Source organism: Dehalococcoidia bacterium, from assembly GCA_022449765.1.
Classification (GTDB): Bacteria; Chloroflexota; Dehalococcoidia; order Lucifugimonadales; family Australimonadaceae; genus UBA2963.
On record JAKUPZ010000001.1, the window covers coordinates 85,657 to 109,043 of the forward strand.

At 42.6% G+C, this 23,387-nt stretch carries 21 protein-coding genes, 2 tRNA genes and 1 pseudogene; 12 read left to right on the forward strand and 12 right to left on the reverse strand.

Annotated elements, in window-relative coordinates:
• Positions 1-62: 62 nt before the first annotated feature.
• On the forward strand, positions 63-1,313 hold the full coding sequence (locus MK127_00405; protein ID MCH2531268.1) for a hypothetical protein: 1,251 nt from the start codon (positions 63-65) through the stop codon (positions 1,311-1,313).
• On the opposite strand, the gene MK127_00410 is transcribed toward MK127_00405, so the two are convergent.
• The 6 genes and pseudogenes from MK127_00410 to MK127_00435 all read right to left on the reverse strand — a co-directional run bounded on the left by MK127_00410 (position 1,304) and on the right by MK127_00435 (position 6,232).
• Positions 1,304-2,350, reverse strand: coding sequence for a DPP IV N-terminal domain-containing protein (locus MK127_00410; GenBank protein ID MCH2531269.1), 1,047 nt, complete (start codon positions 2,348-2,350; stop codon positions 1,304-1,306). The two genes, MK127_00405 and MK127_00410, sit on opposite strands and share 10 nt — an antisense overlap.
• Before the next feature lie 78 nt (positions 2,351-2,428).
• Positions 2,429-2,785 carry a hypothetical protein gene (locus MK127_00415; GenBank protein MCH2531270.1) on the reverse strand — a complete coding sequence of 119 codons (357 nt, stop codon included), beginning with the start codon at positions 2,783-2,785 and terminating at the stop codon, positions 2,429-2,431.
• Positions 2,782-3,543, reverse strand: a complete 762-nt coding sequence (locus MK127_00420; protein ID MCH2531271.1) for a DNA alkylation repair protein — start codon at positions 3,541-3,543, stop codon at positions 2,782-2,784. The genes MK127_00415 and MK127_00420 overlap by 4 nt, the downstream gene beginning before the upstream one ends.
• 72 nt (positions 3,544-3,615) lie before the next feature.
• Positions 3,616-4,908 (reverse strand): Rieske 2Fe-2S domain-containing protein, encoded by a 1,293-nt coding sequence (locus MK127_00425; protein MCH2531272.1) that lies wholly within the window; start codon positions 4,906-4,908, stop codon positions 3,616-3,618.
• 50 nt (positions 4,909-4,958) lie between these two features.
• A pseudogene (locus tag MK127_00430) lies at positions 4,959-6,077 on the reverse strand (zinc-binding dehydrogenase).
• A gap of 78 nt (positions 6,078-6,155) precedes the next feature.
• Positions 6,156-6,232 (reverse strand) — tRNA-Glu (locus tag MK127_00435).
• A 102-nt stretch (positions 6,233-6,334) separates the two neighbouring features.
• Here MK127_00435 and MK127_00440 point away from each other — a divergent pair.
• From MK127_00440 to MK127_00455, 4 genes are read left to right on the forward strand one after another with little or no spacing between them, the layout of a single operon-like run.
• Positions 6,335-7,993, forward strand: coding sequence for a hydantoinase B/oxoprolinase family protein (locus MK127_00440; GenBank protein ID MCH2531273.1), 1,659 nt, complete (start codon positions 6,335-6,337; stop codon positions 7,991-7,993).
• Positions 7,994-8,009: 16 nt separating this feature from the next.
• Entirely contained in the window at positions 8,010-8,939 is a 930-nt protein-coding gene (locus tag MK127_00445; GenBank protein MCH2531274.1) for an MBL fold metallo-hydrolase, read from the forward strand.
• 26 nt (positions 8,940-8,965) lie between these two features.
• Positions 8,966-9,274 (forward strand): hypothetical protein, encoded by a 309-nt coding sequence (locus tag MK127_00450; GenBank protein MCH2531275.1) that lies wholly within the window; start codon positions 8,966-8,968, stop codon positions 9,272-9,274.
• Between the two features lie 22 nt (positions 9,275-9,296).
• Positions 9,297-9,782, forward strand: coding sequence for a YajQ family cyclic di-GMP-binding protein (locus MK127_00455; protein MCH2531276.1), 486 nt, complete (start codon positions 9,297-9,299; stop codon positions 9,780-9,782).
• 3 nt (positions 9,783-9,785) lie between these two features.
• On the opposite strand, the gene MK127_00460 is transcribed toward MK127_00455, so the two are convergent.
• Together MK127_00460 and gltX are read right to left on the reverse strand one after the other, a co-directional pair.
• Positions 9,786-9,859, reverse strand: a tRNA-Gln gene (locus MK127_00460).
• 23 nt (positions 9,860-9,882) lie between these two features.
• Entirely contained in the window at positions 9,883-11,334 is a 1,452-nt protein-coding gene (gene gltX, locus MK127_00465; GenBank protein MCH2531277.1) for a glutamate--tRNA ligase, read from the reverse strand.
• A 98-nt stretch (positions 11,335-11,432) separates the two neighbouring features.
• Between gltX and MK127_00470 the strand changes: the two genes are divergently transcribed.
• From MK127_00470 to MK127_00480, 3 genes are all read left to right on the forward strand, one after another.
• Positions 11,433-12,773, forward strand: coding sequence for a Rieske 2Fe-2S domain-containing protein (locus tag MK127_00470; protein MCH2531278.1), 1,341 nt, complete (start codon positions 11,433-11,435; stop codon positions 12,771-12,773).
• Between the two features lie 93 nt (positions 12,774-12,866).
• Positions 12,867-13,817 carry a cyclase family protein gene (locus tag MK127_00475; GenBank protein MCH2531279.1) on the forward strand — a complete coding sequence of 317 codons (951 nt, stop codon included), beginning with the start codon at positions 12,867-12,869 and terminating at the stop codon, positions 13,815-13,817.
• A gap of 26 nt (positions 13,818-13,843) precedes the next feature.
• A complete protein-coding gene (locus MK127_00480) occupies positions 13,844-15,844 on the forward strand; it encodes a tripartite tricarboxylate transporter permease (protein ID MCH2531280.1) in 2,001 nt (666 codons plus the stop codon).
• Between the two features lie 8 nt (positions 15,845-15,852).
• On the opposite strand, the gene MK127_00485 is transcribed toward MK127_00480, so the two are convergent.
• Both MK127_00485 and lspA read right to left on the reverse strand, forming a co-directional pair.
• Positions 15,853-16,788, reverse strand: a complete 936-nt coding sequence (locus tag MK127_00485) for an RluA family pseudouridine synthase (GenBank protein ID MCH2531281.1) — start codon at positions 16,786-16,788, stop codon at positions 15,853-15,855.
• On the reverse strand, positions 16,778-17,293 hold the full coding sequence (gene lspA, locus MK127_00490) for a signal peptidase II (protein ID MCH2531282.1): 516 nt from the start codon (positions 17,291-17,293) through the stop codon (positions 16,778-16,780). Before lspA ends, MK127_00485 begins: the two co-directional genes overlap by 11 nt.
• Positions 17,294-17,380: 87 nt before the next feature.
• Between lspA and ltaE the strand changes: the two genes are divergently transcribed.
• Positions 17,381-18,400, forward strand: a complete 1,020-nt coding sequence (gene ltaE, locus MK127_00495; GenBank protein ID MCH2531283.1) for a low-specificity L-threonine aldolase — start codon at positions 17,381-17,383, stop codon at positions 18,398-18,400.
• A 7-nt stretch (positions 18,401-18,407) separates the two neighbouring features.
• On the opposite strand, the gene MK127_00500 is transcribed toward ltaE, so the two are convergent.
• Positions 18,408-19,778, reverse strand: a complete 1,371-nt coding sequence (locus tag MK127_00500; protein ID MCH2531284.1) for a replication-associated recombination protein A — start codon at positions 19,776-19,778, stop codon at positions 18,408-18,410.
• Positions 19,779-19,847: 69 nt separating this feature from the next.
• Here MK127_00500 and MK127_00505 point away from each other — a divergent pair, with 69 nt between their 5' ends.
• The 3 genes from MK127_00505 to MK127_00515 are packed head-to-tail and all read left to right on the forward strand — an operon-like array spanning position 19,848 to position 22,624.
• A complete protein-coding gene (locus MK127_00505; protein ID MCH2531285.1) occupies positions 19,848-20,606 on the forward strand; it encodes a molybdenum cofactor biosynthesis protein MoaE in 759 nt (252 codons plus the stop codon).
• Positions 20,581-21,894 carry an MFS transporter gene (locus tag MK127_00510; protein ID MCH2531286.1) on the forward strand — a complete coding sequence of 438 codons (1,314 nt, stop codon included), beginning with the start codon at positions 20,581-20,583 and terminating at the stop codon, positions 21,892-21,894. Before MK127_00505 ends, MK127_00510 begins: the two co-directional genes overlap by 26 nt.
• Positions 21,884-22,624 carry a class II aldolase/adducin family protein gene (locus tag MK127_00515; protein ID MCH2531287.1) on the forward strand — a complete coding sequence of 247 codons (741 nt, stop codon included), beginning with the start codon at positions 21,884-21,886 and terminating at the stop codon, positions 22,622-22,624. Before MK127_00510 ends, MK127_00515 begins: the two co-directional genes overlap by 11 nt.
• On the opposite strand, the gene MK127_00520 is transcribed toward MK127_00515, so the two are convergent.
• On the reverse strand, positions 22,614-23,378 hold the full coding sequence (locus tag MK127_00520; protein ID MCH2531288.1) for a class II aldolase/adducin family protein: 765 nt from the start codon (positions 23,376-23,378) through the stop codon (positions 22,614-22,616). The two genes, MK127_00515 and MK127_00520, sit on opposite strands and share 11 nt — an antisense overlap.
• Between the last annotated feature and the right edge of the window lie 9 nt (positions 23,379-23,387).

Sequence of the window (23,387 nt, forward strand, 5' to 3'; positions counted from 1 at the left end):
GGCAAATTTTATTGCGTCTAACAATTTTTAGAGATGGTAAATTATCCCCCCCTTCGGTCTTCTTGTTAATCAGCTTACTTCTATTTACTGCGACTGTAATCGCAAGCGTGTTTTTCACTAATTCATCTAATTCTTATGACCGAATCCTCAAGGGTAATAAACAAAATTTGATTCACTGGGAGATTTCCAATTTCTTTAATAAATGGATCCATTTAAGTACAACCCTATTTCGACATGAATTATCAGAATCTGAGAAACAGGTAAAAATAGTAAAATTTTTTGAACTTGTGGGGTTGCAACATTCAGAAAAAAGTAAATTGGAATACCTAATCGCACAGAATGCTGATCAGGATGAAATTTTACATATAGGGGAGGAAATTGAACGTATACAGGGCCAAATAATATCGATAACTCCGCTAGTAGAAGAGCTATTAGAAGCAAAGGTGTCCAAAGTTTTATCTGAAAATAATATTATCGATGAATGGGGCCCAGTTCATTGGCCACCAGTAGATTTTACATTTGAACCTGGGGGATTACTTTTAATGACTTCTCCAGTGGAGAGGATTTTTCGTCAACGTGAATTTCTCCTACAGCCTAATCTCAGTTTGCTGGAACAAATTAGCATTGAAAATCATATTGAAGAGGCGCACCCAGACACATCAGCCCTAGTGATTCGTATTGGAGGAGTTGCAACATATCCTGCGCAAATTAGGAATACCTCATCTCTACATGGTGCTTTAAATTTAATTTCGCATGAATGGCTTCACCATTGGCTTATTTTCCGCCCCTTGGGTAAGAAATGGTTTGAAGGTGGGGAATTAAGAACTATTAATGAAACTGTGGCAAATATTTTCGCAGAGGAAATTGGTGACGAGACCTATTTGCTAATTACAGGGCAAAAAATAATAAGAGAGCCGTGGACCCCTGCAACTCAACGCTCTCAAATCATTGTTAGTAACCAATTCGATTACAAGGCTGAGATGAGACGTACGCGGCAGAAATTAGAAGCGTTACTTTCAGTGGGGTCGGTAGAGGATTCGCAAATTTACCTTGAAGATAGAAGAAGATTTTTTGTAAATCAAGGTTATAACATAAGGAAATTAAATAATGCATGGTTTGCTTTTTACGGCAGTTATGCGGATAGTGGCGGGTCTATCAGCCCGATTGAATCACAATTAAGATTCATTCGATTACAATCAATTGATTTGCGGGATTTCCTATCGAAAGTTAAGCAGATTGACGAAGTTGGGCAATTAGAGAAGATCGCTATGGGGTTAGGCTGGACAGCTGAGCAACTACACTCTTACCACTGAGGTAGACTTGAGGGAATAGAGCCTTCCGTAATTTGCTTTTGAACTCCATCTGGATTCATAACAAAAAGTTGACTTAATCCAGAGGTTATTGATTCGAAAACTAGCCGTTCGTCGTTGCTCCATTCTACCGATGTTTCATCAACGGGACTTCTAGTTAGCGTTTCTAGGTCTTCTCCATTAGGAGAAACAGTGAAGATATCAACATTACCGTTTCTATCCGATAGGAACGCTATTCTTTGACCATTCTCTGACCATACTGGTGCAAAATCCCGCCCAGGAGTGCTTGTGATTCTTAACGCTTGCCCACGAGGCCCATTTTCGCCAATTTCAACTACGTAAATATCTTCACTCCCGTCTCTGGTCGATACAAAGGCTAGCTGTTTAGAATCGGGTGACCATACTGGATCACGATCGTTTGATTGTGAAATCTGTATTCGATTTACTCCATCGGGGTTTCTTAAAAATATCCCAGTAGAATTACCATTATTGTCTAACACTGAAAAGGCAATAAGCTCTCCGCTGGGCGACCAAGATGGATCGATTTCACTATCACTACCAAATAATAAACGATTAGGACGTAAATCCGATAAATTCAACCAATGAACTTGAGGAACTCCGTTATCAGATTGAGAGGTGTATGCGATACGATCACCTTTAGGAGACCAAGAAATTTGAGATTCATCTACTCCAGTGTTTGTAAGACGCATGAAATTAGAACCATCTGCAATTGCTAAATAAATTTCATGATTCCCATCTCTATTGCTTATGAAGGCTAAGTGTTGCCTATCTGGAGACCAGACAGGCGCAAAATTGTCAGAGTTACTACCAGCGGGATCCATCGTTATAATTCGCTGATCTGTCCCATCAGGCATAGACACGGCTATAGCGCGTGACCCTTCCTCACCTAGTGTGTAAGCGATATAGCCGGGTTCGGCAAAGAGTCCGCAGGCAGTTAAGCTCAATCCAATGGACAATGCGGCCCAAATGGATAATGCGAATTCTGCAAAGGATTTTTTTCTTTTTAAGTAGGAATTCATAGCACATCACAAGGTACCAGCAGATAGCAAGAAACTCTATGATTTTGTCTAGCGATTAAATTTGATTAAACCGCCTAATCAAAAAGGTAGCCACCTTTCATTGGATAGGTTCCTGGATGAGGATCTTGTTCTGGGAGGGACAAACATGCCGTAGCCTAATCCGCCTAATGAACCGATTATGCCACCGCCTATAAGTATTACAGGGGGTAGCCATACTGGTGGATCTTTAAATCCGTCTATGCAGTTAATTGATGCATTGCCACCTGCTTCATATATTTCAATTGCTTCGATACATCTTTGCGCTTCAGCAACAAATACAGATTGAATGAATAATGCAGGTACTGCGCTAAGTGCAAGCCCTGAAAAACCTACAATTAATGTAAATTTAATAGATCGTAAAAAACGTTTCCAAGGATTTAAGCCAGCTTTGTTCATACGTTCAGGAGTTTAGATCGCTGATCAGGGCGTAATTTAGAGGTGGCAATTTGAAAAATATTTTTAGAAGAATATCCTTTCCATTCTTCTAAAAATTCAATTACTCTACCTGCTTGTAATCGAGTTGCTTCTAATAGCATTGTTCCCACTCCTCGCTGGACGTCAGCGTTATTATCCTTCATGAGAATTGCAGCAACTTCTAAAGCATCCGTAAGAAATCGGCCTTCGCGCACTAATGGATTGAATGAAGAAATTGAGGATCGGCGTTTCGAAGCATTGTCAGAGCGTGCCCATTCACGCATAGTTTTGACCAAGGAAGGCTTTGCGGCAAGGCAAGGGCTTATACAATTAATAGCAAATGAATCGGCAGTCCGAGGTGAATTTACTAGGTCTACCCATGGTGATATGTTTTCAAAATCTGAAGCGGAAATTAATCGTGCAAGGGCACCCACCAATTGGCCTCCGATAAGCGCTTCTTCGTACTTGAGTGATTGGAAAAGGGCGTCAGCAATATGAATAGTTTGCGAAAGGCCTTCTGCCCTTAATTTTCGAACCGCATCTAGCCCAATTTTATGAGTATCGGTGGTTGTAACTCCGTAACAATCGATATCTTCATTAACGGATTTACGTATTTGGTCAGCAGTATTTTTTTGGCTGGCATTATGAAGCTTCCGTCTGATTTCCGTTACGCATTTTTCACTAAATTGCTCGTTGGCCGCAGGGGAAGTTTTTTCTTTTTGATTGTATTTATTGACCATTAGATATGAAAGGATACTCTATTATACAAAAGCAGAGAGGAGATAAAACTGTATCTCCTCTCTGCTTTTGTATTACCAAGTAGCTGTTTGGAGGTCTTGGATGACAGGATCTTTTACCCAATTTTGTTCAGGCCCTAGCAATACATCCCCTGACCTTAAGTAATAGAAATTACCCTTTGAAGCCGCTTCTGGTTCAGAACCATCCTGCAGAGCAGTTGCCTCTTTGAGTAATCGCCTTCTTGATTTTATGATACCTATATCGGTAGTACCTAAGTGCTCTTTATTCCGTGGGGTGATTGGACCCATGCCTTCTTGCACTGAAAAATCTTGCTCCCCTGTTCCAGTAATTCCAGTAAAAGATAAAGTTTTCTGGTAATCGCGATTGATTAGATAATCATTTTCTTTATTTCTTAAAGGCCAATGATCTGGTCCTGGTAGCGCTGCCGCGTGAAGTCCCGAACCATTTCGCCAATCTTCTACATCCGTTGCAAGTAGGGGGCGAGCCAAGTTCCAAACAAATGTCCATCGCATATTGTTGTGGTCGTCGATGGGGACAAACGCATGGAAGAACTTTTGAGTAGGAGCCGAGGGCGGCATTGTGTAAAACGGAAGTAAGAATAAATTATATCTCCAGTAAAATTCGCCTTCTCCGGTATCTCTTCGCGCGCCAGTAATCACGCCATAGTCAGTATCTTCAGCAAAAAACTTTGGATGTTGGTCCCTCGCATGGTATTTGTCACGTAAGTTCTGCGACTTTTGCCATTGTTCTTTCCATGCTTCTGTCATGTTGTAGGCGTCCAAAGAAGCATGGAGATAATTAGAATGAGCGGAGTCAATACCGCCTTCAATAGCTTGTGCATAATTAGTTTGCTGCCAATTCCAAGATACAAACCTATGTGATTCTGGCATTTTGAGATATTCAAAATCGGGTATTTCTGGAGTAAGTTGCTTGGGACCCATATAGGTCCATAGGATTCCAGCGATTTCTTTTACTGGGTAAGCTGCTATTTTAATTTTGTCTTTGTAGGTACTTTCGTCGGTTTCAGTGGGCATATCAACGCAATTGCCTTCACTGTCAAATTTCCATCCATGGTAGGTACATCTGATGCCAGATTCTTCATTACGACCAAAAAACAGGTCCGCCCAACGATGAGGGCAGTTACTCTGAATTAGACCTACATCTCCTTTAGTATTTCTGAACGCTAAGAGATCCTCACCCATTAGCTTAATACGAATTGGAGCTCCATCTGCTTCAGGCACATCACTACTGAGGCGGAAAGGTATCCAAAATCGCCTAATGTAGTCACCCATAATGGTTCCTTGGTCGGTTTCACAAAGCTTTTTATTTTCTTCTATTGAAAGCATTTTTCACCTTTAACTGCATGGATTTACTCATCCACAATAATACGACTTATTTACTCCCATGGTAATACAGAAACATGAATAGCGTCGCTGATTCCTTCACCTGCTACTGCTCGAATAGCAGTGTCTACGTCTTTTAATCCGAAGGTATGTGTTCTCATTTCTTCCAAAGGGAATTGATGGGAAGCAATTATCTGCAGGCCTTTTTCTACTGCTTCAAAGCTATGCCCTCTTGCGCTTTTTAAAGTCATGTACTTCCTGGTTAAGCGCCCGATCGGAAAATCTGGGAATGTGGGTGCCTCCGCTTGGGCTACCATTATTCCGCCTTTTCGCTTAGTAGCTTCAACTGATAATAGAGTGGGAGCATTCCCTGCGTGTGAAGTACAATCCACAACTGTGTCTACACCTGCTTCAGGGCCTCCACCGGTTAATTCTTTTATGAGAGGTAGAGGATCCTGCTCCTGAACGTTTATTATCGCGTCCGCCCCTAGAAGCTTAGCCACTTCAAATCGCTTTGCATCTTTATTTGTGCCGGTCACAATTATGAGATCAGCGCCTGCTTTTTTAGAAGCTATTACGCAGGCAAGACCTTGTTGCCCAGGACCTTGGATTAATACAGATTTGCCGAATCCTGCTTGACCTTCCATCAATGCCCATTGAACGCCGTTACCCATTGGAAGTGCCATTGCTGCTTCCTCTGCAGTTACGCCAGAGGGCACTTTGTGCAATGCTGCATTTGGTGGGATATAAAGATATTGCGAGTACCCTCCCCACAATGAAGGGAGAATGTCTACTGATGTAGATCCATATCGAATAGCATTGTCATTAGCTGAGGAATCTGTAGCAAAACAATGCCTATATTCTCCAATTCGGCAGAATTCACAATGGCCGCAAGGTAAATACTCTTCTAAGGCGACGAGGTCGCCTTCCTTAACATCCCATCTTGCACTAAAGACTCGACCAACTTTGGCCAAATATCCTACGTTTTCATGCCCCATAACGACAGCGGATCCATCCATATGTCGGTGGTACCCACCGACGTCGCTTCCTCAGACCCCAGCAACTTCAACTTTTAAGAGGGCTGCGTCTTCAGGAATTTCGGGAAGTGCTATCTCTCGGAGTTCAGTTTCCCCGGGCGCAATTTTTGCAGCAACGGTAACTAATTCTGACATGTTTCCTCCGGCTTATATGCTGAATTCATATCACGTAAACAATATGCTTGAGAAGTGACACGGTCAACTAAGTTTTCTTGGTGGCGCATACGGGATTCGAACCCGTGATCTCCGCCTTGAGAGGGCGGTGTCCTGGGCCGCTAGACGAATGCGCCAATTTTTGCGACTCGCGGCAATTATAACGGAATAATACTTTAGCCTGAAACCTTTGTAGAATTTACGCTAAAAAGCGAGGTGGAATTATAAAAAATAACGATTTGGACATCATCACTTTTGAAGTTATAACAGCTCGCTTGGATGGAATTGTAAGAGAAATGGAGAATGCCGTTTTTAGAACGGGGTATTCGACTATTGTAAGGGAATCTCATGATTTCAGTTGTGGAATCCTTGATGCCAAGGGGCGACTCGTAGCTAGAGGTTCCCATCCAGGGCACATGGGTGGCTTGCCGGTATCGATCCAAGGATTGTTGGAATTTTATAGAGAGGAAAGCTTTGAAGAAGGTGATGCGTACCTTGCAAGTCATCCATATTACAGTGGGTGTCCGCATGCAAACGATATGGTTGTGATTACTCCTATTTTTTCAAATAATCACCTTATGGCGTTTGCTGCTAGTATCGGGCACACTCCTGACACGGGGGGAGTTTCACCAGGTACACGTAATTCTTCCGCGCATGATTTGTACGGAGAAGGGCTGATTATCCCTCCAGTGAGATTTATGCGTAATTATAAAATCCTTCAAGACGTGGAGTCGTTTATTAGAGGTAACAGCCGTGTACCTTCAATGATGATTGGAGATTTAGTAGCAAAAGCGGGCGTATGCCACACAATTGGTGAATCTAGGCTAAAAGAATTAGTCGAGATTTATAGTCTTGATGCCTTGAATACTCAATTCCAAATGAATGGAGAAAAAAGCCGTTTTCGAATTCAAGAGCAGTTAAAAAAATGGCCAGACTCTCTTAGCGAGGTGGAAGCTTGGGTTGATGATCCTGCCTCGGGTGATCAAATTAGGCTTCACGTTTCTGCATTTATAAAAAATAGCAATTTAATTTTAGATTTCTCTCAAACAGGTGATCAATCTATCGCACCAATTAATTTGAGGCCCGCCTTCATAGAAGGATTAGCAAGGAATGCTGTCATTCGGCTAACAGACAGGTACATCCCTTTAAATTGGGGTGTTAGTGATGTTGTAAAGTGTGTATTCAGTGAAGGGAGCTTGCTTAATCCGACATTCCCAGGCCCCGTGGGCTTTTATTCCAAAACCCTTGCGCTGGTAGAAAGCGTTATAGGAGCGGTGATGGCGAAGGCTTCTGGGAATAAAGCTCTAGCTCATATTGCAACGCAGAGCTCTATCGTTATTGGCTATGAAGGTGATCATAATCGGCAATATGTACAGTACGAGCTAATGTACGCAGGTTCTCCTGGCTGGGACGGGGGAGATGGTTTTACCGGAATTGGGTCAAGAGCGAGTTATGCAAAGCTTACAAGCTGCGAAGTAATTGAGTCAGAATTTCCTGTGGAGATGCTGCGATTTGAGGTAATACCTGATAGCGCAGGGGAAGGTAAGTTTAGGGGAGGACCAGGCTATATAAGAGAATATCGTGTCTCCGCTACCAGTCGTCTTTCAGGAGGTGCTGCTCGTAGAAAGGCAGCCGGGGTTGAAGGTGGAGATGATGGGAGTAATGCCTTCGTTGTGATAAATCCAGATACTGATAGAGAGAAACGGTTTCCCGGCATAGTTTCAAATATAATTTTATATTCAGGTGATATTTTTCGAATCGAAACAGGTGGGGGCGGAGGTGCCTTCCCTGCTTCCGAACGTTCATTTGAGCGAATAAAAAATGATGTTGATGACGGGGTATTGAGTGTCAGTAAAGCAGAAAGCTTTTATGGCATCAATATAACTGACAGTAACTAAATCTATTGGAGTATTCATGGATGTAGAACAGATTTTCCCTGGGGTTTGGGAGCTTAGAACTTCTTACGGGCAGGATACAGCTGAACTTTTCACAGATGGACCCATGCCACATGCAGCATGGTTCATCGCTGGGGAGCAATCGGCAATATTAGACCCCGGCCCCACTTCTATTGCTGAAGAGATTTTATATGCCATAAGGAAATTAGGTTATGAAACTGATCTAATCGAGTCGATAATTCCTTCACATATACATATTGATCATGCAGGAGCCGCTGGTTGGATGGTAGATCAATTGCCTAGCGCTAAGGCAATATTCCATACGCGTGGCGCTCCTTTTATGCGAGATGTATCACGTTTAACTGCTGGAACTGCAGATGTTTTTGGTGAAGATTGGGAAACTATTTTTGGGGCGCTTCTACCAGTGCCTGATGAAAAAATGGTAGTTGTAGAAGATGGTACTGTTTTAAAACTTGGTGATAGTGATTACCGTGTAGTGTTTATGCCAGGTCATTCTTTAGATCATATAGGCATATTTGATGAAGCTAATAAGGCGCTTTATTGTGGCCATGGACTGGGTAATTACAAACCTCATCGATACATGCCAGACCCACCAATGACCCTTCCTTACTTTGATGTTGATGCAAGCATTGAATCTATAAGAAAAGCTAGAAAGCTAAACCCAGAGTATTTACTGCCAGTGCATTCGGGATTTTTAGCATCTAATCCCAGTTTTGCCATAGACGCTGTTGAACGTGTGACAATTGAACTTGGTGAAATAATCAAGGAAGGAATGTCCAAAGGGTGGAGTGATCCGGAAATAGAGATTTCAGTATGTAAGTATATGTTTGCAGACCCGTCAAAATCAGATCGATCATACATACCTTTAGTGGTTAGCTATAGGAAGTACTATGAGCGACAAATAATGAAAGCAAAAAAAAACCTATAAGATTAATCTGCTGATATGGAGGAATTATGTTTTTAATCAGAAGGGTATTTAGGGTAAAAAGAGGTGAAGTTCGCCAGGTTTGTGAAATTTTGAAAGCAATTGGTGATAAATATGAAGCTGCTGGACAAAGGCAGCCTTCTCGCATTTACCATAGTGGCTATACTACACCTGGTCCCCAAAATACTGTTTATATGGAATGGATTGATGCTGAAATTAAATCAATCTTTCGGGACGATAATCCTTCTCCGGAGGGGATTGATGAGTTGTTTGCTCAGCTGCACCTTAAGGAAGAAGAGACTTGGATTGAGTTTCACGAGCTATTTAGCGGCGAATAATTAATTTTTAGGGAGAATCAAAATGCCCTCATTTGACATTGTTTCGAAAATAGATATGTCAGAAGTTGATAATGCCTTGAATGGTATTAAGAGAGAGACACAGCAAAGGTTTGATTTAAAGGGTACTAAGGCCGCAGTGGATCGTAATGGCGATGTATTGACGGTCACAGCCGATAACGACCTCCAACTTCGCCAAGTACAAGAATTACTCTATACCTATTTTGCACGTAGAGACGTTGATAGCAAAGCTCTTGATTTCAAGCCTACTGAGCGGGCATCGGGAGATACCCTTAGGCAGACGGTTGGAATTAAGCAAGGGATTGATGGTGACTCGGGTCGTAAAATTATTAAAGCTATAAAAGCTACAAAATTAAAAGTGCAAGTATCTTTGCAAGGTGATGAACTACGAGTTACGGGTAAGAAACGTGATGACCTCCAAGAGGCGATAACTTACGTAAAATCGATGGAAAACGATCTTCCTTTACAGTATGTAAATTTCCGAGATTAGGATTGGCTGGGGATGATGGATTCGAACCATCGTTACCTGATTCAGAGTCAGGCGTCCTACCACTAGACGAATCCCCATTGAAGGTCACAGACTGGAGATATTATAGGCACTCTTTTGCTTTATGTATTCTTTCGATACAACGCTGTTTTCCTAATGCGTGAATAGTATCAAACAATGGTGGTGCCGCCGTTCTTCCGGTGATGGCAACTCTGATGCTCCCAAATAATTGCCCAGTTTTAATCTCTAATGTTTGGGCTAATAGCCTGAAAGCATTTTCTAGTGTTTCAATATCCCAGTTATCTGCGTTGTTTATCAAATCATAAGCAGCATTTAACGCTGTTTTAGTCGAAACTAAATCCATTCCTTTCTGGATAAGTTGATTCTTATCGTAACCCAAATCGTCATTGAAGAAGAAAGAGAATAATTCAGGGGCTTCAGATAGCACTTTCAATCGTTCACGCTCGAGTGGAACAATCGATTCTAGGTATTCAATATTGACTGCTTTGTAAAAGGAGCTGTTTTTGCTACTTCCGTCTATCAACCAAGGAAGCACTGCTTGCGCTAAATCCTGATTATTAAGTTGCCTTATGTATTGACCATTAAACCAATCTAATTTCTCGTGATTAAATACAGACGGGCTGGCAAGGATCCTATCTATGGAGAAATGTTGTATTAGATCATTAATTGAAAATATTTCGGTAGAATCGTCCAATGACCACCCTAGTAATGCGAGAAAATTGACCATTGCTTCTGGAAGATAGCCAGTATCACGAAATTGCAAAACTGAGGTAGCTCCATGACGCTTACTTAATTTGGATCTGTCAGGGCCTAAGATTATTGGGAGGTGTACAAGGCAAGGCATTTCATAACCAAATGCTTTATACAATTCTTGATGGCGTGGCGCACTGGGTAGCCATTCTTCCGCCCTCATTACATGACTAATTTCCATTAGATGATCATCTACGATATTTGCTAAGTGGTAAGTCGGAAATCCGTCGGATTTCATTAGAATGAAATCGTCTAATAAATTAGCTTCGAAACTCACACCTCCACGAACGTAATCACTAACAGTGATGGTTCCGCTATAGGGCATTTTAAACCTGATTACAGGGGGATTAGCGCTCTCATTTATTTTATCTCCCCCCTTTTGACGACAATGCCTGTCATAGCCTGGTCGTTGGCCCTTGGACTGTTGCATAGTTCGCATTTCAGCTAGGCGTTCCGAACTGCAGTAGCAGTAATAGGCCTTATCTTGCTGAATCAACCAATCTGCATGCTCACGGTAGATGTGTAAGCGTTGGGATTGCACATAAGGACCAAAACCACCATCTTTTTCTGGGCCTTCATCCCAGTCGAGTCCTAGCCACTCCAGAGCATTTAATATCGAATCTAAAGCACCTGGCACTAGCCTCCCTTGATCAGTGTCTTCAATCCTTACGATGAATTTCCCATTCATGCTGCGGGCAAAGAGCCAATTGAATAGAGCGGATCTAATATTTCCTACGTGAGGTTCTCCGGTTGGGCTGGGTGCGTAGCGTACACGAACGGTCATAAGGTTTTTTCACCATAATTATCTAGTAAAAAGTATATTGGTTGATTCTGTATACTGCTGTTAGGATAAGCCATGCAAAGAAAATCGGGGAGGGTTTTATGCTGACTATAGAGCAAAATGAGAAATTGACACGAGTTGGCCCTGGTACTCCAATGGGTGAGCTTATGCGTCGTTACTGGCACCCTGTTGCTGCCAGCGTAGAGTTAGACCCTGAAAATCCCACTAAAGAAGTACGCTTATTAGGTGAAGACTTAGTTCTCTATCGTGACGCCAAGGGGAAACTAGGATTGATTGAACCTAGTTGTGCACATCGAAAGGCGAGCCTCGCATACGGTATCCCCGAAGATAACGGTATTCGGTGTGCCTATCATGGATGGATATTTAACGAAGAAGGGCACTGTGTTGACCAACCTTCGGAACCAGAAGGTTCAAAATTTAAAGAAAAGGTAAGAATTAAAGCCTACAAGGCTCAAGAGCTTGGGGGTGCAATCTTTGCCTACATGGGGCCAGAGCCGGCGCCTTTGCTTCCCAATATTGATGTTTTGATGTGGCATGGCATTAGGCGAATTCAAACAGTAATGATTCCAGCTAATTGGCTGCAGTGTCATGAAAACTCTCTAGATCCACTACATTTCCAATGGCTTCATCGCTACTGGGGCGGGCGGGTTATGGCGAAGAAGCTTTCGCCAGAGGATCGTGATACGTGGAATTCTCGTATCGCCTCCCGTGGTGCAGACCATCGAAGAATAGGGTTTGAAATTACTGATTATGGGATCATTAAAAGGCGATTGGTAGGTGACGAAACTGAACAGGATGACCATTGGCAAATGGGTCACCCAATTTTATTTCCTAACATTTTGCACATAACATCTAATCTCCAGTACAGAGTTCCTGTTGATGACACTCATACACTCCATTTTGTGGTGGATTTACACCCCTTGAGTGCGTCAGAGATTGCTCCAACTGTAGTTGAGCATGAGGATATTCCTTGTTTTGATGAGGACGGCTCTATTAAGGCAGATTGGGTACTTGGGCAAGACCAAGCAGCATGGATCATGCAAGGGCCTATTACAGATAGGACAACGGAGCGTTTAGGAGTATCAGACGTTGGGATAATTATGTATAGGAGACTACTTGATGAGCAAATGGAATTAGTAGCCCAGGGTAAGGACCCTATGAATGTGATTCGTGACGAAACTGAAAACGAAATATTGATTTACCCAGTAGAACATTTTGAATATCCAGGCTATGAAGGACGGCTAAGAGGCCCTTTTCAGAATATCGTGGTTAATAATCATGTAGAGCAAGAGCTTTCTGGCACTGGTGCCACCCTCCCAGAATGGGAAGGTGTAGAAATTGAAGATCCAACTTTGAGGAATGGCGCACCTAATAGAGTGGGTCTGCGCAGGCCTCTAGGTAAAGTAGGCGATGTTCTTTGAGATTGCCTAAAATTTAATTATAAAAAGGGTTCGCAATGCGAGCCCTTTTTACTTTTAAATTCCCATTATTTTTCAACTAAAAAGGAGGGTGAGATGGGAAAATATAATAATCTGCCATCAGAATTGGAAATAAAAGAATATTTTCACTCGTTGAGTAATTGGGGTCGTTGGGGCGAAGACGATCAAATAGGAACCTTAAATTTAATTACGCCTGAAAAAAGACTACAAGCTGCAGGATTGGTGCGGCAGGGAATATCTATCGGGTGCGCGAGGCCCATTAGTACTCAACATGCAGTTGATCAACCTCTAACACCAATTCATTTTATGGTTGAAAGCGGCGAGACATATTGTCTTGATGATGACCAGGAATGGACTTCCCAGCATTCGACAGATTATTTCGGAATGGGTATTCATGGACCAGGGCAAACGCATTTAGATGCCCTTTGTCATCAATTTTGGGAAGGGAAAATGTATAACGACCGTCCCGCTAGTATTGTTTCTACTGCTCATAAAGCAAAGTTCGGCGCGGTTGATGGTATGAACAATGGACTTGTTACTAAAGGTGTTTTATTGGATTTAGCAAAACAGAGAGAAGTCCTTTGGTATGAGCCCGGCGATGCGGCATTCATCCAAGACTTGGAAGCTGCAGAAAAAGCACAAGGAGTAAAAGTTGAGGAGGGAGACGCATTACTACTTAGGTTTGGGTGGACTCGGAGGAGATCAATGTTGGGGCCTGTACCAAGAGATGGAGGGAGAGCTGGTCTTCATGCATCGTGTTTGCCATGGTTGCATGAGAGAGGCATTTCGATTCTAGCGTGTGATAGTGCACAAGAAGTAAGACCTACTGGCTACGAGGGTATGTATGGACCTATTCATTCAGTTGGTCAAGTTGCTATGGGGTTGTGGTTAGTGGATAACGCAGATTTTGAAGCTCTCGCGGTAGAATGTGAACGGCTGGACACTTATCAGTTTTTGTTCTCTTTAGCGCCATTGAATTTTCCTTTTGCCACAGGTTCACCAATAAATCCTATTGCAGTTTTATAGTTAAAAATCTGAGGCATTAAAAGCAAATGGATCCAATACTAACAGCGTTGGCTTTTTTATTAGACCCAACTTATTGGGTTGTGATGTTGGGCGTTGTTTTTCTTGCAGCATTAACCAGCGTTATTCCCGGCACAAATGCTTTTTTGGTAATGGCTCTTGCTTTTCCTCTCATACTTTTTGAAGTAGATGACCCTGCAATTGGTCTCGTTGCTTTAGCCACGATAAGTGGGGTAAGTAATACGCTTGATTCAATTCCCGCGATTTTGATTGGCCAGCCTAGTGCAGCTACGCAGGTTACTTTTCTGGAAGGCCACCAATTAGCAAGGCAAGGTAAGGCAGCACATACACTCGGAGCGGTATATACCGCATCTGCAATTGGCGGGATCGTTGGAGCTTTGATTTTGATGGCATTAATACCCATTGCCAGACCCTGGGTATTGAGCTTTGGGTTTGCTGAAATAGGGGCTACTGCAGTATTTGGAATTGCCATGGTAGTTATTTTATGTCGTGGCGCGATGATTAAAGGACTTGTGGCTGCTTTAGTGGGCATGCTCCTAGCAATAATTGGAGATTACGGGCGCCTTACCGTTGATCCGTTTGTGCGGATGCCGTTGATACCTTTTATTTTAGGCTTATTTGCTCTTCCCGAATTGATAGATCTTATGATTAGCCGCCAGCCTGTAGCGAACAAAGGTGCGTATGTATCTAAAAAAGAAGTCTTACAAGGTGCAAGATTTGCAATATCTCGATGGAAAATGATTCTTCGGCAATCCGCATTTGGGGTATTGCTAGGGGCTATCCCAGGAGTTGGATCATCGGTGGTTGATTGGCTGAGCTATGCATTTGGTATTACTTTCACTAAAGATAAATCGCTTTTTGGTAAAGGTTCTTTGGAGGGAGTTTTATTTGCAGAATCTGCTCAAAATGCGAAGGAAGCTGGAGCTGCACTTCCTACTCTTTCGCTTGGTGTTCCCGGTGCACCGACTTGGGCTTTAGTAGTAACAGCAATGATTCCATATGGAATTGCTCCTGGTCCTGAGATGCTTGGTATCAATGCCCATATAACGATTTTATTGGTACTTACATTGGCGATTTCTAATTTTGTTATTGCTTGCTTGGGGTTGGGTATGACTGGGTATATTTCAAGGCTTACGATGATTCGCTACCCAATCATTGGCTCGATTGTAATTCCTTTAGTATTACTATCTGCATTCGTGGATACTACAAACTGGAGAGGGATTCAAATTGTTCTTGGTGTGTCCGTGATGGGTCTTGTCATGAAGAAATACGGATGGCCGAGACCTCCAATGATACTTGGGTTTATATTAGAACCTATCATAGAGAAAAACTTTCTCAACTCCATCAGTATTTATGGCTTCCAAGGTACTTTTAGCAGATCTTTAACGATAGCAATCTTGTTGGTGTCTATTGTATTTGGCTTTTTCCTTGTACGAAATACAAGAGGGCAATTTTTGAATGACTCATCTGTGAAACTAAATACATTTAAGAATCACTCCCTACTTAAAAGATTTTTCTCTGCACAAATTCTCATTCCAGTAATTATTTTACTTGGAGTGGGTTTGTTGCTCTCGGATCATTTGATGAATCCTTTAAGAGAGGAATTAAGATTTACAGGATTTCCTTTCTGGATTTCGTTATTTGCAATAGGTCTTCTTTGCATTGAAATTGCAATGAATATTAAAAGAAAAAGCCAGCGGCAAAGCTCATACTTAATGGATCTAGGAATATTGAGCACCGGAATTGAAGGTGTGAGAGAAGCGGCATTTAAAGTGCTGGGACTTTTTCTTCTTTTTCTTCTTGTTGGCACTACCATAGGATTGAATTGGGCTGCATTGGCGTTTGCTTTCACAGGCCCGTTATTATTACTTGATGGCCGCTTTCGTATCGCATGGGGATTACTGTCTACGTTGGTTGTTGCTGCATTTATGGTAGTGATATTGGATAATTTGTTATTTGTAATATACCCTCAGCCATTTTTAAGAGAATACTTTTTTCAAATTTGGTAAATTAATGCCTATGCTCTAAATTGCTGAAGTAAGCCATTTAAATCATCTGGTAGAGGAGCCTCAAAACTAACGCGAGAAGACGCAGATGAACCAGATAAAGGCATTTCAAACTCTAGTCTTGCAGCGTGTAAGAATTGACGATTTATCCTAGAGTGGTTTCCTCCGTAAATGGAGTCGCCTACAAGTGGATGCCTGATACTTGAAAAATGTACACGTATTTGATGCGTTCTACCTGTTAGAGGATAAGCTTCTACCAAAGTGTACTGAGAGGATTCAAAATTTATCCTCTCTATAACTTTATACCTCGTTATTGCATCTCGACCGGTGCTGACAACTGCCATCTTTTTTCTGTTATGGGGGTTCCTTCCAATGGGTTCATCGATTTCACCTTTGTCATTGCCAAGCTTGCCATTTAGAAGTGCAATATAAGTTTTAGAGACTAACCGATTTTTTAATTGATTCGAAAGATGCCTATGGGCGTAGTCATTCTTTGCAACAATTATTAGGCCAGAAGTATTTTTATCTAGGCGATGGACAATTCCTGGTCTTTGTTCGCCTCCTATCCCGCGGAGATCTGGTATCGCATGCAATAATGCGTTAACTAATGTTCCATCAGGGTGCCCTGGTGCTGGATGAACCGTTATACCAGCTGACTTATTTATAATTACGATATTCTCGTTTTGAAAAATAATGTCTAGCGGCATTTCTTGTGCTGGTAAATTTAAAGGTTGAACAGCGGGAATCGAAATGGTGATTACGTCATTTACATGAACGATCGAAGAAGGTTTCGCATCCTTATTATTAATTTGGATATTCCCTGTGCGGATTAAAGCGGCTGCTCTCGATCGGCTTATTTCTTCAGTTTGATTTTGAATGAATAAATCTAAACGATGTCCGGAACTATCCTGCTTAACAATTACCTGTAGAGTCTCGTTATCCTTCATACTCTTCATCGCCGGCGAAACTTCTTACGAGAGAATGTGGATTTTTGCCTTGGTCTTCAAATAAAATTTTACTTGTAATTAAAACGATCATTCCCGTAACTATCGAAGCATCTGCAATATTGAATATGTACCACGGGCCAACATCAATGAAATCCGTAACATGTCCTAGTAGTAGACGATCAACTAGGTTTCCCGCTGCGCCAGAGAGCACTAGCCCTAAGCTGACTTTCAACCAATTTGAAGGGTTTGGAGAAGAGTGATAGAAATAAATCAATATCCCTATACCTAGGAATGCCCCTACGGTTAGAATCAGATTCTGATTGTTAAAAAGACCGAACGCACTTCCTGTATTAGCGATATGTGTTAATCGAAAGAACCCGGTTTTGGGCCATGAATGGCCCATCGGTAGCGATTGTATAACAGCATATTTGGAGATCTGATCCAAGAAAAAAGTGATCAGGCTAATTAGAATAATTAATCGGTACTTATGAAACGATATTGACATTGATTTAGTCTAGCAGGGTGTTTGACGGTAGTGATATAGATGGATATATGACTTATAGGTGATGAAGTGAGCGAAATACAAGCCAATATTATTGATCTCAGAAGCGATACTTTGACAAAACCTACTCCTGAGATGCGCCGTGCCATGGCAGAGGCCGAAGTGGGCGACGATGTCTATGGAGAAGACCCTTCGGTTAACCGTTTGGAACAAGTGTCTGCAGAGTTAATGGGCAAAGAAAAAGGCTTATTTGTTGCTAGCGGTTCAATGGGAAATATTGTTTCAGCATTATCTTGGTGTGATCGCGGAGAGGAACTTATTTGCGGGGCAGAGGCTCATTTACTAGTTAATGAAATGGGCTCAATCGCCGCATTTGGTGGCATTCAGATGAGGGCAGTTCCTGATGGGAAACGGGGATTGATGGACCCTGATTTAGTAGACAGCACTATTTCTCCAAACGGATGGTTTCCCAACACTTCCCTTTTGGTGTTGGAAAATACACATAATCGAGGTAACGGAGCAGCCTATTCTAAGGAAGAAATGGAGCCATTGGCCGAAGTAGCCCGTGCCCGTTCCTTAGCAGTTCATATTGATGGAGCCCGTATCCTTAATGCGTCTGTAGCCTTAAGTACTCCTCCAAGTGAATTGGCGAGCGTGGCCGACTCAGTGACCTTTTGCTTGTCAAAAGGGTTGGCTGCACCAGTAGGTTCTGTTGTTGTAGGAGATGAGGCGTTTATTCATCGGGCTCGGCGCGTACGCAAGATGCTTGGAGGAGGAATGCGACAAGCGGGCGTGCTTGCCGCGGCAGGTCTAGTAGCACTGGAAACTATGGTTGATCGATTGGCTGATGATCATCTAAATGCTCAAAGATTGGCGGAGGGTCTTGCATCAATTTCCGGATTTAGTATTGATCCTTCAACAATTGAAACAAATATTGTGTATGTTGAGCTTGATGACGGGGATGGTCCTGCCTTCGCTTCGAGGCTTCGAAATCTAGGAGTTTTAGCAAACGGTCGGTTCAATTGGGTGAGATTTGTAACGCATTACGGTATTAACTCTGAAGATGTGGATGAGGCTTTATCAATTGTTGAAACTTTGGCAAAATCGTAGATTTGCCCTAAGTTTCGTTCGGGCTTCGGTTTTCCCACCAACTTGCTAAGCGCTTGCGAATAACTTCCTCGTAGCCCTGATCAGAAGGCTGATAAAATTTTTTATTGGCTATCTCTTCCGGTAAGTTGGCTTGCCCGGAAAAATGCCCTTCGTAATTATGTGAATATCGATAGTCCTTACCATAACCAAGATTTTGCATCAAAGCAGTAGAGGCATTTCTTAAATGCAAGGGAACTGGGTATAACTTTCCTGCCTGGATTTCATTTTGTGCGTTCTTTAATGCTAAATATGAAGCATTGCTTTTATATGTAGTTGCCAGATAAATACTTGCTTGAGCCAATGGAATTGCACCTTCTGGTAGACCGATGAAGTTAAGAGCCTGTTGGGCTGCGATAGCAATTGGCAGTGCGTTTGGATCTGCATTTCCTATGTCTTCTGACGCAGATATAACCAAGCGCCTTGCAATAAACATGGGATCTTCACCGGACTCAAGCATTCTGACGAGCCAATAGATGGTCGCATTTGGGTCGCTTGCACGAATAGATTTTATGAAAGCAGAAATTGTTTCGTAATGCTGATCGCCCGCTTTGTCGTACGCAGGTGTTTTCTGCTGAAAAGCCTCTTCTATTGTTACTTTCTCAATTGAAGACACTCCATTTGAGGAAGGCTCTGCAATTTTGGCGGCAATTTCAAGGCAGTTTAAGGCCTTGCGTGCATCACCATTCGAAAAATTAATCACTAGCCTGCGGGCTTCATTGGTAAGTGAAATCTTTTGATTGCCTAAGCCTCGTTCCTTATCAAGTAAAGCCTTATCTAGGAGCAATGATATCTCATCGTCTTGAAGAGGCTCGAGTTTGATTACTCGAGTTCGAGATAATAAAGCTGGAATAACTTCAAAAGATGGGTTTTCTGTGGTAGCGCCGATAAAAATGAAAGTTCCGGATTCGACATGCGGCAATATAGCGTCCTGTTGAGCTTTATTGAATCGATGGACCTCATCGATGAAGAGAATGGTACCCAAATCCTTCATGGAACGAATTTCACGAGCTTCAGCAATAGCTTCTCGTAATTCAGAGACTCCTGAGGTAACTGCTGATGCAGAAATAAAATGCATCTTGGTGGCGCTTGCTATTATTCGTGCTAGCGTGGTTTTTCCTACTCCTGGCGGTCCCCAGAGTATCATCGATGGAACTTGGTCTTCCTCAATCGCTCTTTTCAATAAGCGATTTTGATCAAGCAGATGTTTTTGCCCAATGTATTCATCAAAAACGCGAGGGCGCATACGTGTTGCTAAAGGGGCATTCAACGCCTCGCTTTTTAATCTTGCATGCTCAAACAAGGTTGATTTACGCAGGTTTGAAAATTTATGCGTGCTCATAAGTAGTGTTCTATCAGAGTCGTTGGATGGATTCCAGATACTGTTGTCAATTTCCTATACAATGGGTACATGCAAGTACTAATTAGATTGTATGCGTCATATAGAGAGCAAGCAGGTGTGAGTAGGATCAATATTTCCCTACGCGAAGGGTCTGTTGTAGCGGATGCTGTAGAAGAACTGGTAAAAACAATTCCAGCGTTGCCAGCTAGCTTCCATCCACATTTAATTGCTGTAAACGAAGAATTTGCTAATTACTCATATCCACTGAATGATGCCGATGATATTGCTTTGTACCCACCTGTAAGCGGTGGTATTGACGTAAAAGTAGGAGTCGAACCGGTAAATCTGGGGGTACTGACAGATTCTGTACGCCGGAGTTACAACGGAGCCATTGTGACATTTGAAGGTACCACTCGAGATAATACTAATGGTAGGCAGGTACAGTTTTTAGAATACGAAGCTGACCAGCGAATGGCTTTGAAAGTGATTGGCAGCATATTACATGAAACCGTCATCAAATTTGGAGTGGCTGCAATTTCGGCGCACCATCGTTTTGGGCGTTTAGAAATTGGGGAAGTAAGCCTCGCCGTTGCTACAGGAGCGGCCCATCGTCAAGAGGCTTACCTTGCGGGCCTTTATGTAGTAGATCGAATTAAACATGTTGTACCTGTTTGGAAAAAGGAACATTTTTCAGATGGGGAGATTTGGGTAGGCGAGGCGTGTGATCCTGAAACTCACGCCTTGCATTTAGAACGTGCACCGTATGCCGATTTTCTGTCAGAAGTTGAAAGAGAGGCAACGGATGCAAGCTTTACCAGAGCAAGATAATCGGGAGCACCGAGTTTTCTACGGATGGTACATTCTTGCAGTTATATTGCTTACAGGTTTTTTTGCGGGGCCAACTAGCCAAGTTTTTGTCGGTTTACTTGTAGAACCAATAAATGAAGCGACAGGCTGGTCCAAAACATCAATAGCGTTTTCAGTTACGGCTGGAGGAATACTAGCAGGTGTTACAGCCCCATTTATAGGGTTTTTAGCTGACCGATATAGCCCCAGAGTGCTTATGACTCTGGGATCGGGTTGGATGGCATTGTCCTTTTTCGTTATTGCTGCTTCACCTAATGTATTTTTTTTAATTGCTGGGTATGCATCCTCTAGAGGTATTGCGCAGAATTTGATAGCGGGAATCGTACCAAGAGTTATGGTTGTTAATTGGTTTCGTAGGATGCGGGGCAGAGCCATTGGGCTTACAGGAACCGCCCATCCCGTAGGAACCTTTGCATTGGCTCCAGCAGCATTATTGATAATTGATGCAGGTCTTACGTGGCGTTGGGTATGGGTACTATTTGGTATTGCAATTTTGATTCTTCTTGTAGTACCAAATGCGCTAATTTTACGCAGGACACCTGAAGAAATGGGATTGCTTCCTGATGGAGATAAAGTAATTTCCTCCACAGAAGCGGAAGAGCGGACTGCAAGAGAATTAGCAGACTCTTGGACCTTTAAAGAAGCGATTCGAACACCAGCGCTGGGATTGATTTTGGCATCAATAATTTTGACAAATTATGGTGGTGGTGGTCTTCCTTTCCACATGCCTCAATACTATGAGCAGCAAGGCTTAGCTCCAGGCATTGCAGTAGCTGCAGTTAGCATGTTTGCAATATCAGGCGCCTTTGCGAATACTTTATGGGGATTCTTGGCAGAGCACATTTCTGAACGTATATTAGGTATCTTCACAATGCTTCTAGGAGTCGTTTTAGCTTTTGGGTTTCAATTTGTTTCACACCCTGTTGCAGCGGTTGCATATGGTTCAATCTTAGGTATTGCTGCACGTGGAGAGGGTTCTATTTTAATGCTTTTGATTGCGAATTATTACGGACGGAGATCGTACGGAGCTATATCTGGAGTTGTACAAACAGCTTTACTTGTCGGGTTAGCCTTAGGCCCATATTTCATGGCCCTGCTGCGCGAGCAGACTGGTTCATATACGATGGTTTTTTATAGTTCTATGGTTACTTTTTCATTGGCAGCATTGCTGCTGGCATTGGCAAAAAAACCTGTTAAGCGTGACGTAGAGGGAATTAATAATAATGAGCGGGGGAATTATGGCATCTGAAAACGATATCAATGAATTGAAGAGGCAAGTTGCTGAAAGTTCGCATGTATTGGATCATCAGGGGTTAGTTGATTTTCATGGCCACATTAGCGCAAGGGTCCCAGGTACCAATACTTTGTACATCAAGCCTGTTCTAAGGGCACATAATCAGATTAAGGCGGAAGATATTGTTGGGGTAGACATTGACGAATACCTTGCAGTAGGAGATGCCCAGTGGGTTCCTGATGATCAAAAAGGTAGAGTTATTGACGCACCTGTTCCCCCTCGGGAAACTGCCTTACATGCTGCAATCATGCGAGAACGCCCAGATGTAAATTCTGTAGTCCATACGCATCAATTAGTTGCTACAGGTATTGGAGCTGGTAATGTACCTATCAAGGCTTTGTATAACCAGGCTGTACCATTTGCACCTGAGACACCAATTTTTGAGAAACCGGATTTAATTACGACTACTGAGCTTGGTCAGCAAGTAGCTCAAACTTTGGGTGATCGAGGAGCAGCTCTTTTGCGCGGCCATGGTGTTGTAGTGGTAGGAGGGTCTATGGACGAATCTGTTTCAAATACTATTTACTTAGAGCGCGCTGCCATGATTCAAGTAATTGCAGCAATTGTAGGCAATCCGACTCCTCTAACTGAGGAATACGTAGCTCGTTTTGGTCCTGATTGGTCTAAACGCGCTTCACATGCTTATGAATACTTTAAATCCTTAGTGCCTAGTCTTAAGTCTTAAGGCTAGCTTTTGCTGCGTAATGCTTCCATATGCCACCAGGCTTACGCGGCGTTGCAGCCAATTCTGGGTTTAAATGCTCAGCTTCGGCCATAGTGCGCATATTCGCTACAAAATCCATTTGCTGATCTTTAGTCAAAGATTGATGGTTAGAACCTACTGCACAGTATGCTAAGTAATTCATTCGGGCTTGCTCTTCCAGATGTAGCATATTTACCATGGCGTCTTCCATATCAGCGCCAGCAGTTGCAGCTCCGTGCCCTTGCAATAGAATCGCGCTATGCTCACCCATGATTTGCGATACTTCGAGTCCATCCTTTTCATTAATGATTAGTCGTGGACTCTCAAACATTGGAATTGGTTTGCTGAACAGTGGCATTCCTTCAATGCACATTGCTTGTAACTGCGCCTCTAGAACACTCATTAGAACAGTGTATCTGGGATGAACGTGAACGATTGAATTTATTTCCGGGCGATCACGAAGTAGGCATGAGTGCATTTTTACTTCATTAGGCAGATTATTTTCTTTTGGGCCACCAACTTTGTAACCATCAACATTTACGATAACCATATGACCGGGGTATGTTTGGGAGAGTGAAGGGCCGAGGGCTTTTATAATAAACTGGTCAGGATTTTCCGGTAATCGTAGGCTGACATGTCCTCTTTCAATGGTGGATGCGTCTGCAAGTCCCATTTCATAGAGCATCCTACTTGCAAGCGCCACTTCATTTATCAATTCATCTAGATTTTTTGTCATTATTCACGT

Excerpts from the sequence above, each read along its gene's own strand:
- MK127_00470 (MCH2531278.1), top strand. The coding sequence starts at position 11,433 with ATGCTGACTATAGAGCAAAATGAGAAATTGACACGAGTTGGCCCTGGT.
- lspA (MCH2531282.1), bottom strand. The coding sequence starts at position 17,293 with ATGTCAATATCGTTTCATAAGTACCGATTAATTATTCTAATTAGCCTG.
- MK127_00450 (MCH2531275.1), top strand. The coding sequence starts at position 8,966 with ATGTTTTTAATCAGAAGGGTATTTAGGGTAAAAAGAGGTGAAGTTCGC.
- MK127_00475 (MCH2531279.1), top strand. The coding sequence starts at position 12,867 with ATGGGAAAATATAATAATCTGCCATCAGAATTGGAAATAAAAGAATAT.
- MK127_00510 (MCH2531286.1), top strand. The coding sequence starts at position 20,581 with ATGCAAGCTTTACCAGAGCAAGATAATCGGGAGCACCGAGTTTTCTAC.
- MK127_00445 (MCH2531274.1), top strand. The coding sequence starts at position 8,010 with ATGGATGTAGAACAGATTTTCCCTGGGGTTTGGGAGCTTAGAACTTCT.
- MK127_00410 (MCH2531269.1), bottom strand. The coding sequence starts at position 2,350 with ATGAATTCCTACTTAAAAAGAAAAAAATCCTTTGCAGAATTCGCATTA.
- MK127_00485 (MCH2531281.1), bottom strand. The coding sequence starts at position 16,788 with ATGAAGGATAACGAGACTCTACAGGTAATTGTTAAGCAGGATAGTTCC.
- MK127_00500 (MCH2531284.1), bottom strand. The coding sequence starts at position 19,778 with ATGAGCACGCATAAATTTTCAAACCTGCGTAAATCAACCTTGTTTGAG.
- MK127_00455 (MCH2531276.1), top strand. The coding sequence starts at position 9,297 with ATGCCCTCATTTGACATTGTTTCGAAAATAGATATGTCAGAAGTTGAT.
- MK127_00425 (MCH2531272.1), bottom strand. The coding sequence starts at position 4,908 with ATGCTTTCAATAGAAGAAAATAAAAAGCTTTGTGAAACCGACCAAGGA.
- MK127_00520 (MCH2531288.1), bottom strand. The coding sequence starts at position 23,378 with ATGACAAAAAATCTAGATGAATTGATAAATGAAGTGGCGCTTGCAAGT.
- MK127_00505 (MCH2531285.1), top strand. The coding sequence starts at position 19,848 with ATGCAAGTACTAATTAGATTGTATGCGTCATATAGAGAGCAAGCAGGT.
- MK127_00415 (MCH2531270.1), bottom strand. The coding sequence starts at position 2,785 with ATGAACAAAGCTGGCTTAAATCCTTGGAAACGTTTTTTACGATCTATT.
- MK127_00515 (MCH2531287.1), top strand. The coding sequence starts at position 21,884 with ATGGCATCTGAAAACGATATCAATGAATTGAAGAGGCAAGTTGCTGAA.
- MK127_00480 (MCH2531280.1), top strand. The coding sequence starts at position 13,844 with ATGGATCCAATACTAACAGCGTTGGCTTTTTTATTAGACCCAACTTAT.
- gltX (MCH2531277.1), bottom strand. The coding sequence starts at position 11,334 with ATGACCGTTCGTGTACGCTACGCACCCAGCCCAACCGGAGAACCTCAC.
- MK127_00420 (MCH2531271.1), bottom strand. The coding sequence starts at position 3,543 with ATGGTCAATAAATACAATCAAAAAGAAAAAACTTCCCCTGCGGCCAAC.